Source organism: Mesobacillus subterraneus (assembly GCF_020524355.2).
GTDB classification, from domain to species: Bacteria; Bacillota; Bacilli; order Bacillales; family Cytobacillaceae; genus Mesobacillus; species Mesobacillus subterraneus_C.
Genome location: NZ_CP129019.1, coordinates 1,065,487 through 1,078,912 on the forward strand (window position 1 = coordinate 1,065,487; position 13,426 = coordinate 1,078,912).

13 protein-coding genes and 2 pseudogenes are annotated in these 13,426 nt (G+C 41.2%); 13 read left to right on the forward strand and 2 right to left on the reverse strand.

The genetic code is table 11. The annotated features are described in order from the left end of the window. The first annotated feature begins 109 nt into the window (after positions 1 to 109). The 6 genes and pseudogenes from LC048_RS05255 (at position 110) to phoU (ending at position 6,960) form a co-directional block, all read left to right on the forward strand. Positions 110 to 2,290, forward strand: a complete 2,181-nt coding sequence (locus tag LC048_RS05255) for a peptidoglycan D,D-transpeptidase FtsI family protein (RefSeq protein ID WP_226602024.1) — start codon at positions 110 to 112, stop codon at positions 2,288 to 2,290. A gap of 218 nt (positions 2,291 to 2,508) precedes the next feature. After that, positions 2,509 to 3,462, forward strand: a complete 954-nt coding sequence (locus tag LC048_RS05260) for a PstS family phosphate ABC transporter substrate-binding protein (RefSeq protein WP_226602025.1) — start codon at positions 2,509 to 2,511, stop codon at positions 3,460 to 3,462. A gap of 96 nt (positions 3,463 to 3,558) precedes the next feature. Beyond that, positions 3,559 to 4,541: pseudogene (gene pstC, locus LC048_RS05265) on the forward strand (phosphate ABC transporter permease subunit PstC). A 1-nt stretch (position 4,542) separates the two neighbouring features. Next, positions 4,543 to 5,427, forward strand: coding sequence for a phosphate ABC transporter permease PstA (pstA, locus tag LC048_RS05270; RefSeq protein WP_226602026.1), 885 nt, complete (start codon positions 4,543 to 4,545; stop codon positions 5,425 to 5,427). Between the two features lie 17 nt (positions 5,428 to 5,444). Beyond that, positions 5,445 to 6,269: a phosphate ABC transporter ATP-binding protein PstB gene (pstB, locus tag LC048_RS05275; protein ID WP_226602027.1), complete on the forward strand. Its 825-nt coding sequence runs from the start codon at positions 5,445 to 5,447 to the stop codon at positions 6,267 to 6,269. Positions 6,270 to 6,300: 31 nt separating this feature from the next. Next, positions 6,301 to 6,960: a phosphate signaling complex protein PhoU gene (phoU, locus tag LC048_RS05280; RefSeq protein WP_226602028.1), complete on the forward strand. Its 660-nt coding sequence runs from the start codon at positions 6,301 to 6,303 to the stop codon at positions 6,958 to 6,960. 94 nt (positions 6,961 to 7,054) lie between these two features. Here the strand turns inward: phoU and LC048_RS05285 are convergent, their stop codons facing one another. Both LC048_RS05285 and LC048_RS05290 read right to left on the reverse strand, forming a co-directional pair. Then, positions 7,055 to 7,540, reverse strand: a complete 486-nt coding sequence (locus LC048_RS05285) for a hypothetical protein (RefSeq protein WP_226602029.1) — start codon at positions 7,538 to 7,540, stop codon at positions 7,055 to 7,057. Continuing rightward, complete coding sequence (locus LC048_RS05290) at positions 7,537 to 7,911, reverse strand: hypothetical protein (protein ID WP_226602030.1); 375 nt, start codon at positions 7,909 to 7,911, stop codon at positions 7,537 to 7,539. Before LC048_RS05290 ends, LC048_RS05285 begins: the two co-directional genes overlap by 4 nt. Before the next feature lie 330 nt (positions 7,912 to 8,241). Between LC048_RS05290 and LC048_RS05295 the strand changes: the two genes are divergently transcribed. The 7 genes and pseudogenes from LC048_RS05295 (at position 8,242) to LC048_RS05325 (ending at position 13,319) form a co-directional block, all read left to right on the forward strand. Beyond that, on the forward strand, positions 8,242 to 8,664 hold the full coding sequence (locus LC048_RS05295; RefSeq protein ID WP_306049638.1) for a DUF4912 domain-containing protein: 423 nt from the start codon (positions 8,242 to 8,244) through the stop codon (positions 8,662 to 8,664). Between the two features lie 63 nt (positions 8,665 to 8,727). Then, positions 8,728 to 9,795 (forward strand): annotated as a pseudogene (locus tag LC048_RS05300) (glycosyltransferase family 4 protein); the annotation flags it as partial. 102 nt (positions 9,796 to 9,897) lie between these two features. Beyond that, positions 9,898 to 10,530 (forward strand): hypothetical protein, encoded by a 633-nt coding sequence (locus tag LC048_RS05305; RefSeq protein WP_226602033.1) that lies wholly within the window; start codon positions 9,898 to 9,900, stop codon positions 10,528 to 10,530. Between the two features lie 56 nt (positions 10,531 to 10,586). Beyond that, complete coding sequence (gene rpmG, locus LC048_RS05310; protein ID WP_192470885.1) at positions 10,587 to 10,736, forward strand: 50S ribosomal protein L33; 150 nt, start codon at positions 10,587 to 10,589, stop codon at positions 10,734 to 10,736. A 154-nt stretch (positions 10,737 to 10,890) separates the two neighbouring features. Then, the gene (locus LC048_RS05315; RefSeq protein ID WP_226602034.1) at positions 10,891 to 11,460 is read left to right on the forward strand and encodes a 5-formyltetrahydrofolate cyclo-ligase; all 570 of its coding nucleotides are present in this window, start codon (positions 10,891 to 10,893) and stop codon (positions 11,458 to 11,460) included. Next, on the forward strand, positions 11,450 to 12,244 hold the full coding sequence (locus tag LC048_RS05320; RefSeq protein WP_306049640.1) for a DUF92 domain-containing protein: 795 nt from the start codon (positions 11,450 to 11,452) through the stop codon (positions 12,242 to 12,244). The genes LC048_RS05315 and LC048_RS05320 overlap by 11 nt, the downstream gene beginning before the upstream one ends. A 130-nt stretch (positions 12,245 to 12,374) precedes the next feature. Continuing rightward, the gene (locus tag LC048_RS05325; RefSeq protein WP_226602036.1) at positions 12,375 to 13,319 is read left to right on the forward strand and encodes an L-lactate dehydrogenase; all 945 of its coding nucleotides are present in this window, start codon (positions 12,375 to 12,377) and stop codon (positions 13,317 to 13,319) included. Positions 13,320 to 13,426 lie beyond the last annotated feature (107 nt).

Below are 13,426 nucleotides of genomic sequence, written 5' to 3' on the forward strand. Positions count from 1 at the left end.
GTGGAAAATATTTCTTCTATGGTTTATTGATAGAAAAAAACGGTCACTTTCGATAAAATAAAAGTTAGTGCATAATCAGGGACATACAGACTGAAGAGGTGGGAGAGGCTTGAATAAGAAGAAAAAGAAGAAGACACATGTGCCATTCAGGCTGAATATTGTGTTTTTTGCAGTTTTTGTTTTGTTTTCCATGCTAATTTTAAGACTAGGCATTGTTCAAATTGTTTACGGTGAGGATTTCAAAAGGGAAATAGAGCGAACCGAAGACGTTACCGTGAACAATCCTGTTCCAAGAGGGAAAATGTACGATCGGAACATGAAAACGATAGTCGATAATACACCTAGTAAGGCTATAACATATACAAAGAGCCAGAGCACTGAGACGAAAGAGATGCTCATGGTCGCAGAACGCCTCGCAAAACTGATATCAAAGGATTCAGAAGAGGATTTGAAGAAAGTCAGAGAAAGGGACAAAAAAGATTATTGGATTATTACAAATGAAGAGCGTGCGAAGAAAAAAATCAAAGAAAAAGAATGGGCACAGTATGATAATAAAAAGCTGGATGATAAAGACTTATATAACCTCCAGCTGGACCGCATCACTGAAAATGAGCTCAATGAATTAACAAAAGAAGATCTTGAAATACTCGCTATTTTACGTGAGATGATGAGCGGATACGCCTTATCGCCGCAAATCGTCAAAAAAGAGGTTACACCGGAGGAATTCGCTATTGTCAGTGAGAACCTCGAAATGCTGCCAGGTGTCGATACAACGACTGACTGGGAGCGAAAATATTCTTTTGACAAGACGCTTAGGTCCATTTTAGGAAAAGTAAGTGATTCCGAAAAGGGACTGCCGAAAGAAAAGCTTGAGTTTTACCTTGCTCGCGGGTACAGCCGGAATGATAGAGTCGGTTTAAGTTACATTGAACAGCAATATGAGGACGTGCTTCACGGCCAGAAGGCAAAAGTGAAAAACATCACCGATAAGGGCGGAAACGTTCTTGACACACAGGTGATTACGGATGGACAGCGTGGCAAGGACCTCGTGCTGACGATCGACATGGACTTGCAGCTTGCTGTTGAGAAGATTATCGAAGAAGAATTGGCCAAGGCGAAGCAGCAGCCGAGAACAGGACTCCTGGACAGGGCATTTGTTGTGTTAATGGATCCTAATACTGGTGAGGTCTTAACACTAGCTGGTAAGCAAATCGTTAAGGATGATGAAACAGGAAAAACGGTTATGCAGGATTTTGCGAGTGGCAACTTTACAACTTCCTATAATGTCGGGTCCGCTGTTAAAGGCGCAACCATATTAACAGGGTTCAACACAGGAGCAATCAGTCCAGGTACACAGTTTTACGATACTCCGATTAAGATTAAAGGGACGAACCCAAAAAAATCCTGGAAGGCAGGATTAGGTACACTAGATGACCGCAATGCATTGAAGGTGTCATCTAACGTCTACATGTTCAGGACGGCAATAAACATAGGAAAAGGAAATTACAAGTATGATCAGCCATTGTACCTTGAGCCACAAGCTTTTGATACAATGAGAAATTATTTCAGTCAATTTGGCCTTGGCACCAGGACGGGAATCGATCTGCCAAATGAAATGGTCGGTTTTAAGGGAACAGAGAATAGACCAGGTCTCTTGCTAGACTTTGCGATTGGCCAGTATGATACGTACACGACACTTCAATTGGCACAATATGTATCAACGATCGCAAATGGTGGCAATCGGATTCAGCCAAGGATCGTCAAAGAGATCAGAGAGCCGGTCATGAAAAATAATGAGGTTGGTCCGGTCATGAACGAATTCGAACCTGTTATCCTGAACAAGGTCGATGCCAAGCCAGAATGGTTCGACAGAGTCCAGGAAGGTTTCAGAATGGTTATGCAGGAAAGAGGCGGAACTGCCTATGGAGCATTTAATACTGCCGATTATAAACCTGCCGGCAAAACGGGTACAGCACAAGCTTTTTATGATGGACCAAAAAGGGAGAATTATAATCAGCCTCCTGAAGTAATGAACTTGAGCCTGGTTGCTTATGCTCCCCATGAAAATCCGGAAATTTCGATGGCTGTCATGGTTCCCTGGGCATATGAAGGCAATCAGGGACACCATGCAAATAATGACATCGGGCGGAGAGTCCTTGATACGTATTTCGAACTGAAAAAGAAACGTCTTGAGGGAAATATGAATCCGGAGCAGCCAATCCAGGAAATTGAAGAGAAAGAAGAAGGAACTGAACTTCTTGAAGAAATTGCTGAAGAAATTGAACAATAATAGTGGTAAAACTGTCTCTATGAGGCAGTTTTTTTTATTAGTATGGGTATACTAACGCCAACCGGACAAACTTAATGTATTACCTTTTTTCGACAAGAATACACAAGAATCAACGAATTTACAAAACCTTTACATTCAGTTAAAACAGTCTTAAAAGAAGAACTGTATTCTTGGTCTAGTAGGACATAACAACCACATCTCGTAGGGGGAATTAAGCAATGAAGAGTCTTAAAAAGATGAGCCTGTTTTTAATCCTTGCAGCTGTAATGGTATTTACTGCAGCTTGCGGTGGCGGAGATAATGATGGTGGAAATGGTGAAGAACTTGAAGGCAGTGTGGTCATCGATGGTTCTGGTACAGTGTACCCTTTCATGGCACGTATGGCTGAAAATTATATGGGAGAACAAGAAAATGTCTCAGTTGAAGTAAGCCGCTCAGGAACGTCAGCGGGCTTTAAGAAATTCCTTGTTGAAGATGGAACAGATTTCAACGATGCTTCACGTCAGATTAAGGAAGAAGAAAAAGCAGAAGCAGAAAAACTTGGTATTGAAGTACAAGAAATGAAAGTTGCGCTTGATGGTATTACAATCGTCATCAACAAAGATAATGACTGGGCTGCTGAACTTACTGAACAAGAAGTGAAAGATATTTTCCTCGCTAGCGCTGGAAAGAAAAAATGGTCTGATGTGCGTGCTGATTTCCCGGATGAAGAAATCAAGACATACGGACCAAATGAAAATCACGGAACATATGAATTCATGTTTGAAAAAATCCTTGAGGAACAAGATCTCCCTGAAGATATTAATCTTCAGCAAGACTACTCTACTCTTGTTGACCTTGTATCCAAAGACAAGAATGCAATTGGTTTCTTCGGTTATGGGTACTATGAAAGCAATCAAGATAAGCTTTCTGCAGTGAAAGTTGACTTCGGCAATGGTCCTGTAGAGCCTTCATTGGAAACAATCAAAGAAGATGGTGACTATGCACCATTCACTCGTCCAGTGTTCACATATTTAAACGTGAATCTTGCAAAAGAAAAGCCTCAAGTACTGGACTATGCTATCTACACAATGAACAATGCTCAGTCCGTTGCAAAGGAAACAGGGTTCGCTCCGTTATCTGATGAAGACGTACAAGCATCACTTGACACTCTAAATGGCTTGAAGAAGTAAAACTTATGGCGGAAGATGAGAAGTCTGACCTTCTCATCTTCTTGCTCATGATAAATGGATCGTTTTCCTTTAGTAAAAAAGGATGTTCTTCCTTGGATGAGGATGAAAGGGGTTTTTTTTGTGGCAAAAGGTGTTGTGCATGAACACGACCAGAATTTGAATGTGCGTGATATAATCCAACAAAAGAAAAAAACAAAGAGTTTTAATAATTATACGGAAAAATTCATACCGAAAATTCTATTTGGGATTGCAGCTATCTCAGTTTTCACGACAATTGGAATTGTACTTACCTTACTTACTGAAACAATCGCCTTTTTTAAGGATGTTCCTTTTATAGATTTCTTTACAGGCACAAAGTTGAAGCCACTAGGTGAGAATGCTGTATTTGGGGTATTGCCATTGCTTACCGGTACACTTATTTCCACTGTAATTGCCATGCTAGTCGCCATCCCGGTGGGGCTGATGACAGCGGTATTCCTAAGTGAGTATGCTTCTGAAAAGACGCGCAGGCTGCTAAAGCCAATCCTTGAAATTCTTGCAGGCATACCAACGATCGTTTATGGTTTTTTTGCTTTTACCTTTGTGACACCTTTATTAAGGTCATTTATTCCTGGTCTTGAACCAACAAATATATTGAGTCCAGGATTGGTTATGGGAATCATGATCATACCGATGGTTGCATCCTTATCCGAAGATGCAATGAGCTCTGTGCCCAATGCGATGAGGGAAGGGGCACTGGCTTTGGGGGCAACCAAGCTTGAGGTAACCTGGAAAGTTGTCATTCCAGCTGCAATCTCTGGTATTATCGCTTCATTTGTTCTCGGGATTTCCAGGGCAATAGGTGAAACCATGATTGTAACGATTGCAAGCGGGAGTTCAAAGAACTTCACATTTGATGTCACTCAATCCATGCAGACAATGACAGCATATATTGTTGAAGTTACCGGAGGGGGGAAGCTGCGGCGGGCTCTACATTGTATTACAGCCTATATGCAGTAGCGATGACTTTGTTTGTTTTTACATTGATCATGAACCTGGTTGCTCAATATATCTCTCGCAAGTTCAGGGAGGAATATTAAGATGAAATATGTAGATTCCACTCAAGTCCAAAAAAAGATGGGTTCTCGTTTATTGGCCAACAACCTTGCCAAAGCACTTTTCTTCCTGTCAACACTCTTTGGGCTGCTAGTCTTAGTTGTTCTGATGTATCGTGTTATAAAAGACGGATTACCATGGATCAACATCGATTTCCTGATGAACAGACTATCAACTGATCCCGAAAGAGCGGGAATATGGGGCGCAATCACAGGAACTTTTTGGCTGATGGTGGTAGTTGCACCAGTAACGATGCTCCTCGGAATCGGTACTGCCATTTACCTTGAAGAATATGCAACTAAAGGACGCGTTTCTTCTTTTATTAAAACCAACATTTCAAATCTCGCAGGGGTTCCATCTGTTGTATTTGGAATTCTTGGTTTGACGGTATTTGCTAGGACACTTGATTTAGGTTCAGTTGTTCTGGCTGGCGGTTTGACGATGGCATTGCTCGTACTCCCTGTCGTTGTTGTGGCAAGTCAGGAAGCGATTCGTGCGGTACCTCAATTTTTGCGTGAAGCTTCCTATGGGATGGGCGCTACTAAATGGCAGACTATCAAGAATGTTGTTTTGCCTGCCGCATTGCCAGGGATCCTGACTGGTGTCATCCTTGCTCTATCACGTGCGATTGGGGAAACAGCACCCCTTGTTGTAATCGGTATTCCGGCATTGTTAATACCTATTCCAGACGGAATCTTTGATAAGTTCACGATTTTGCCAGTGCAAATTTATTACTGGACAATTGACTCTGCTCTTGTAGCTGAATATGCAAATCTGGCAGCTGCAACAATCGTCATTTTGCTACTCGTTTTATTTGTGATGAACTCAATTGCCATCTTAATTCGTAATAAATTCCAAAAAAGATATTAGTCTGGGAGGGGTAACATATGTCAGTAGTAACAGATCAGTCGAATACTTCTGTAAAATATACACAGAATTCAGCAAAAGAGGATACAAAAAAGGTTGTATATGAAACAAAGGATCTGAATCTCTGGTATGGTGAAGGCCATGCTTTAAAGAATATTAACCTTGCGATTAACGAGAATGAGGTTACAGCTATCATTGGCCCATCTGGTTGTGGTAAGTCTACTTATATCAAAACGTTGAACCGTATGGTAGAACTTGTCCCGACTGTGAAGATTTCTGGGGAGATTTTATACAGAGGAAGAAACATTCTTGAAAAATCGTACCAGGTAGAAGATTTAAGGACAAGTGTCGGGATGGTGTTCCAAAAGCCTAACCCATTCCCTAAAACTATATATGAAAATATCGCTTACGGCCCTAAGATTCATGGAATCCGTGATAAAAAGATCCTTGATGAAATTGTCGAAAAGAGCTTGAGAGGTGCTGCCATCTGGGATGATGTAAAAGATCGATTGAACCAGAATGCATACGGCTTGTCTGGGGGACAGCAGCAGCGTATTTGTATCGCCCGTGCCCTTGCCATTGAACCGGATGTCATCTTGATGGATGAACCGACATCAGCGCTTGATCCGATATCAACATTGAAGGTAGAGGAATTGGTCCAGGAATTAAAAAAAGATTACAGTATCATCATTGTTACTCATAATATGCAGCAGGCTGCACGTATTTCTGACAAGACTGCATTCTTCCTGAATGGAGAAGTCATTGAGTTTGCTGAAACTGATAAGATTTTCTCAAATCCATCTGACAAGAGAACAGAGGATTATATTACTGGACGTTTCGGTTGATTGAATTATTTCATGGGAAGGATGATGATGTATGGTAGTTAGAGGGAAGTTTGATGAAGACTTAAAGACATTGCATGAAAAGTTGCTGGAACTAGGGAACTTTGCAGTCAATGCGCTTAATCAATCTCTAGAAGCCCTTGAAAAAAAAGATATTGAGCTTGCTTTGAAAATTCTTGAAGATGACGCGAACGCTAACCTTCTCGAAGAAGAAATCAATGATTTTGCTATCCTTTTGATTGCGAAGCAACAGCCTGTAGCTGTGGATTTAAGAAGGCTGATCGTTGCGATCAAGATCGCAACTGATATCGAGCGAATGGCGGATTTTGCTGTAAACATCGCGAAATCGACGATCAGGATAGGGAAAGAGCCTCTTGTAAAGCCAATTAAGCATATCAAGCAGATGCACGAAATTTCACTTGAAATGCTTAAGTTATCATTAGAAGCTTATAACGAAGAGGACCTGGGTAAAGCAAGACAGGTTGCGCAAATGGACGATCAGGTTGACGAACTGTATGGGCAGACAATCAAGGAGCTTTTGAGCCTTGCTCAAACGAAGCCCGAGCAGCTGGCGCAAATCACCCAGCTCTCATTTATCAGCCGTTACCTCGAACGCTCAGCAGACCATGTAACAAATATAGCCGAAAACGTCTTTTACCTGGTAAAAGGGAAAAGATACGATCTAAATCAATAAGCGATTAAGGAGCAGGGATTCCCTGCTCCTTTTTCTATGAAAATTCAAAAATACAATGAGAAAGACCCTCCAAAAGAGGGCCTTCTTCATTTCACTATCTATTTTTCGTGATAATTTTCGCGATTTGATGATAATCCAGGCCGCTTTTTAGTTCGTACTTCCCGATTTGTACCTTTGTATGGTAGCCCTTATCAATCAGGAATCGCTCGAATTTGCTCTCGTCATCGACGATTCCCTGACTTTCAAGCATTGTCGCTACATCGCCGGGTGACATGCCGCTCGCAATTATGAGCGTGAATTTCTTTTCTTCTTTTACTTCTTCTACTTTTTCTTCTTTCTCAGCAGGAGCTTTTTCTTTTGGTTGTTCTTCTTTCACGACTTCTGCTTTTTTCTCGTTAAGTTTGGCAAATTCGCCGCTGTTCAACACCTTATAGCCTTCTTTTTCGAGGATCTTCTTGGCATCTGAAACGGCAACTTTCTTCTCTGGTTCTTTTTCAGCTATTACGCTGCTGCCTGCCCAGAGGAATATCGCTGCAAAAATAAGTCCTAATGCGAATGCTTGCGCTGTGCGTTTATTCATACGATCTGTCCTTTATCAACAAATTCATTAATGATTTCCTGGACTTCCTTGTTTGAAAGTGAGGATTGTTTGGCAATTTGATTTATATTCATCCCTTGCTGGGCAAGCGACCATACCTGATTTTTTATGATAGCGTGAATTTGGTTTTTGCCAGTATTGAATGAAGATTGCTTATCCAGGGTTGTATCGTTGACGAGCAATTCTTCCTCCAGTACCTTAAGCTTTTTCTTGATCTGGTATAGATCCTGGATTTGCTGTATTGTCAGCTGGTCGATTTCTTCACGCAACTCTTTATATGGATCTTTCAAGAAAAAAGAAATTGCGAAAAGAAGCGCGGCCAGGACAAAAAGAATGATAATCATGTAGCCCATCTGTTATTCCTCCCGAGCTGTTATTAGAACACATAGAATTAGTTTACCATTCAAGGTAGGAAAATTCGATTTATATTTTTTTCCTGAAAAAAAAATGATAGTTTTGTCTTATTATGATTTCCAGTCGCTGTAAAGGCTGTCGAATCCCCGCCATATTTGTAATCCTAAAAGACTATTGAAAAATTAATAAACGTTTTTGCGCAGAGTATCCAACAAGCTGCAAATTACGACAATTTGCGTTCATTGTGGCTGGGAGACGAACATGCTAACATAAATTTAACGATTATATTTTCAATTCCATTAATATAATGATTAATTTGGGGGTGCATCGTGGCGAAGAAGACGCATTCTATGACCAAGCATCAGGATCAATTAGTTGCGAGAATCCTTTCACCTGGCAAACTATTTGTTTACTGGCAGCTTCATGATGAAAAAGTGCAGTTCATTTGCAAGTATTTTTACATACCGGAAGATCAGCCCACTAGAATCCTGCGCTTATACGATCATGACTCCATGAAAGTCATTCATGAAGTCATTCTTCGTCATGGTGTGTCAAGCTGGCTGTTCAAAGGAGTTAAACCTACCGGGAATTACTATGTTGAACTGGGAATTAAACGAAGCAGAGAGATATTCTTTCCATTGCTAAAATCAAGTCCGGCTATCCAGCAAAATGAAAGTCAAATAATGGTGGACAAACCACTGTCACCTGGGTGGGCCAAATTTTCCGAAGGTAAGCACCTACACATATTATGAGAGTATTGAAGGGAGCATCCTTAAGTGAAAGGCAGCCTTAGTCAAAAAGAGAAAACAATCCTGATGCTCTCATGGGAATACCCACCTCATATAATAGGCGGGCTTGCGAGACATGTACATGCGCTGTCAATTGAACTTGCTAAAAGCCATCAGGAAATTCATGTTATAACCAGTAAACCCTACGATAGTCAAGACTATGAAAATCATGGATCTGTCCATGTACACCGGGTTAATCCCATTAATGACCTGGATCCCGATTTCCTTTCCTGGATGGGCGGCTTGAATCTTGCAATCATCGAAGAAGCTTTGAGAATGGCAAGACATATTGAATTTAATGCTGTTCACACCCATGACTGGATGACAGGCCCAGCCGCTGATTTTATCGGCAGAACATTTGATATCCCACTGATTGCAACGATTCATGGTACAGAATTCGGGCGTAATAAGGGGATTTTTACCGAGCTTCAGCAGTTTATTTCCAGGAAAGAAAATGAACTTTGCCATTCTGCAGATGAAATCATTGTATGCAGCGATTTTATGAGATCTGAAGTCAACTCATTATTTAAAGTTCCCCACAACAAAATCACAGTGGTCCCTAATGGGGCTCTACTAGAAAAAGCAAATGAACCTGATTTCGATATTGAAGAGGTATATCCGTTCATTTCGGGCAAGAAACTGGTTTTTTCAATAGGAAGAATCGTTAAGGAAAAAGGATTCCAAACTTTGATTGAAGCAGCTGAACATCTGAAACATAAAGCTGCGGAACTATGCTTTGTGGTAGCGGGAAATGGTCCGTTATTAGAAGAGTATAGGGAAAAGGTTGTGGAGATGGGATTGGATGAGTTCGTAAATTTTATAGGGTTTGTTAATGAAGAAGTCCGTTCCGCTTTAATGAAAAGGTCAGATGTAGCTGTTTTTGCCAGCAGCTATGAACCCTTTGGCCTGCCGCAGCTGAGGCACTTTCGGCTGGCATCCCGACAGTCGTCGCAAAAACCGGAGGGTTGCAAACATTGATTGAGGATTTCAAAACCGGGTTCCATATGCAGCCTGGAAATGAAGAAAGCCTTGTCCATATCATTAATTGGATTCTTGAAAATGATGCTCATGCGGAGGAAATTGGCCGAAACGGTATGATGTCAGTTCAAGATAAATTCAGCTGGGAACGAAATGCAAGGACAACAGATACACTATATATAAGAGCGATATCAAACTATTGCCATAAGGAGGGTATTAATGAAGACAAATGCTTATCTCAAAATAGAAAATGAAGAAAACTTTGAATACAGCAGGAAACCATTAATTTTTAGTCCTGGCATATGGGTAAACGGAAAAGTCTATTGGCTTGGGAATGTAACGGAGAAACTTTTGCCACAGGAAGATTTATCAATAAAAATCAAACAGGCAAATGTACATTCAAGGATAGAGTTTTTCAATCTCTATGTGACGAACCATTCCAAAGTTGGCAAAGAAGCGAAATTGATCTTGATGCAGCGTCATGCGGATAGTGTTAATGAACAATTCAGTTTTGTATCACCAAATGAAGATGTCATCTTTCACTTTGCAGATAAAAGAATCTATCTTGTAAACGGTTTGAACAGCAATGGCAGGATGAAACAGTGTACAGTCCAGCCGTTATGGAATGTGAGCACTGAGCGACTCTGGAACTGCCGGCAATCAGGAAAGCTTAATTATCAGCCAATGGCAAAGGGTTCTGCAGCCAGCCTTTTTTCGCTCGATTTGCAAATCGGTCCTCGTGAAACACAAAAAAGCAGCTGCTGGATGATCGAAGGAAATGAAAAAAATATGGTTGTTCATCTGAATGAAATGCTTTTAAAAAACACACTAGCAATTCCCGACAAAAAGTGATATTATAGAAAAGTCGTATGCACGAACCTAGCTTGAATAGTTTGGAGGGAAATTACATGCGTGTAAATATTACATTAGCTTGCACAGAATGCGGAGAGCGCAACTATATTTCTAAAAAAAATAAGCGTAACAATCCAGATCGTCTTGAGCTTAAGAAATACTGCTCTAGAGATAAGCGCGCAACTACACATCGCGAAACAAAATAAGCAGCGGGATTTTTCCCAGCTGCTTTTTTGTTTGTCTAAAAACCTATAAATCATTTCTCCGGGACTGCCAGGAATGGTATTGTTAATATATAATTCAGATAGATGTTCAGAAATCTTTGCATATAAGAGCCTATATAGTTAGGGGGAAGCATGGATGGATGCAAAAAAAGACCTGAGAAAAAGTATAACAGCAAAACTAGGAGAGCTGAGCCTGCCACAATATGAAGACCTGAGCTATCAGGTTGCGCAACAGTTATTTCAAACGGATGAATGGATTGATGCTTCAACAATCGCAGTCACTGTTTCGAGATCTCCGGAAGTTGATACTTTCCAGATCATCAGACAAGGCTGGGAACAAGGGAAAAGGATTGTCGTCCCAAAATGCGAGCCAAAGTCCCGCCAATTAAACTTCAGGACATTGAAGAGGTTTTCCGAACTGGAATCAGTCTATTATGGTTTATTGGAGCCGATCGTTTCCGAAACGAAGTCAGTAAGCGCTGATGAAATAGACTTAGTGGTTGTGCCGGGACTCGCTTTTTCAAGAGACGGGTACAGGCTCGGGTTCGGGGGAGGATACTATGACCGTTTTCTGGCAAACTATCAAGGATATACGGTGTCCCTGGCGTTTAAAGACCAGATTGTTCATGAAGTCCCTGTTGAAAATCATGATATCCCGGTACGTAAAATAGTCAGCAGTGAAGGAGTCATCATCATTGGGGATTGACCAGCTCTTGGTAATTGGGTTTATTGCTATATTCTCGATAGCTTCAGGTTTTATTAAATTATTGAAACCATCGGGAGCATTTGCTGCTTTTTTAACCGGTTTGCTCGTATGGGCAGGATTCGGTTTGAAGGGACTTATCTTAATGGGAGTTTTCTTTCTAACCTCCAGCTTCCTGTCCAGGTATAAAAGTAAGGTGAAGGAACAACTGGGAGAAATACATGAAAAAGGCTCGGCAAGGGATTGGGCCAAGGCCCAAGTAGCTGCAAATGGTGGTACTGCAGCTTTTGCAGGCCTTGGTAATTTTCTGTCACCTGATCCGGTCTGGCTCCTTGTCCTTGCCATCTCCCTAGCCAGTGCCAATGCAGATACATGGGCATCAGAACTCGGTGTTTTAAGTAAACAGCAGCCAATATCGATCAAATCTTTTAAAAGGGTGCCACGAGGAACTTCGGGTGCGATTTCTGGTTTTGGTACGGCAGCTTCAGCAGCAGGTTCCTTATTGATTGCTTTAACCGCTTTATTACTTTTCGGCGGAGATCCTGTTTGGGTGTTATTCGTGTTTTTGTTCGGGCTGGCAGGGTCGTTGGCAGACACCGTGCTTGGTGCCTATTTTCAAGCTGAATTCAAATGCGTTCACTGCAATGTTCTTACTGAAAAATTAACCCATTGCTCCATGCCAACTAAGCAGGTTTCAGGCTTTAACAGAATGAACAACGACGCCGTGAATTTTGTCTCATGTTTTACAGTGGCTATACTGGGAATGTCATTATATAATATGCTTTAAAACCATCCGAATTGAAATGTAACAAAATGTTTATAATGATAACGGTTACTCAGAAGAAAAGCCATATATTCAGCTGAGAAGAAAAAGTACAATTAGAATAACTAATAATTTTAACAAGGTGGGATTCTAGATGAAAAATCATGTAAATCGTGTTGTCCTGGTTGGTACAGGCTTCGTTGGTTCAAGTTATGCATTTGCAATGGTCAATCAGGGAGTGACAGAAGAATTAGTGCTTGTTGACCTTAACAAGGAAAAGTCTGAAGGGGACGCGATGGATTTAAACCATGGAATGGCATTCGCTCCTTCCCAGACGAAAATATGGTTTGGCTCATATGCTGATTGCAAGGATGCAGACTTGGTAGTTCTTTGCGCAGGTGCCAATCAAAAACCAGGAGAAACAAGGCTTGATCTTGTGGAAAAAAACTCAAGAATTTTTAAGAGTATAGTTGATGAAATCATGGCAAGCGGTTTTGACGGCATTTTCCTTGTGGCAACAAACCCTGTTGACATTCTTACATATGCTGTATGGAAATACTCCGGTCTGCCAAAAGAACGTGTCATCGGTTCTGGGACGATTCTGGATACAGCAAGATTCCGATTCTTACTCGGAGACTATTTCAAAGTGGATACCAGGAATGTCCATGCCTATATCATTGGAGAACATGGCGATACAGAATTGCCTGTATGGAGTCATGCCGATATAGGCGGAAAGCCAATCGCAAAAATGATGAAAGATCAAGAGCATTTTAAGCATGATGATCTCGAAGAAATTTTCACAAATGTACGTGACGCTGCCTATCATATCATCCAGCGTAAAGGCGCTACCTATTATGGAATTGCCATGGGTCTAGTTCGCTTAACCAAAGCGATTCTTCAGGATGAAAACTCAATCTTGACTGTTTCAGCACAACTAAACGGCGAATATGGCCATGAAGATATCTATATAGGAGTGCCGGCTATCGTGAACCGCAACGGAATCCGGGAAATTGTTGAACTATCACTGGATGAAGATGAACAACAGAAGTTTGACCATTCTGTGGGAGTATTGAGGAAAGTAATGGATTCAATCATATAAGGACAGATGGATGGGCTGCCAATTAGTGCAGCTCATTTTTTTGCTATTTAGCGGCCCTCCAGCGCTTATCGGGGCTGACCAAGGCGCTTGCACTTTTCTTATGTAAT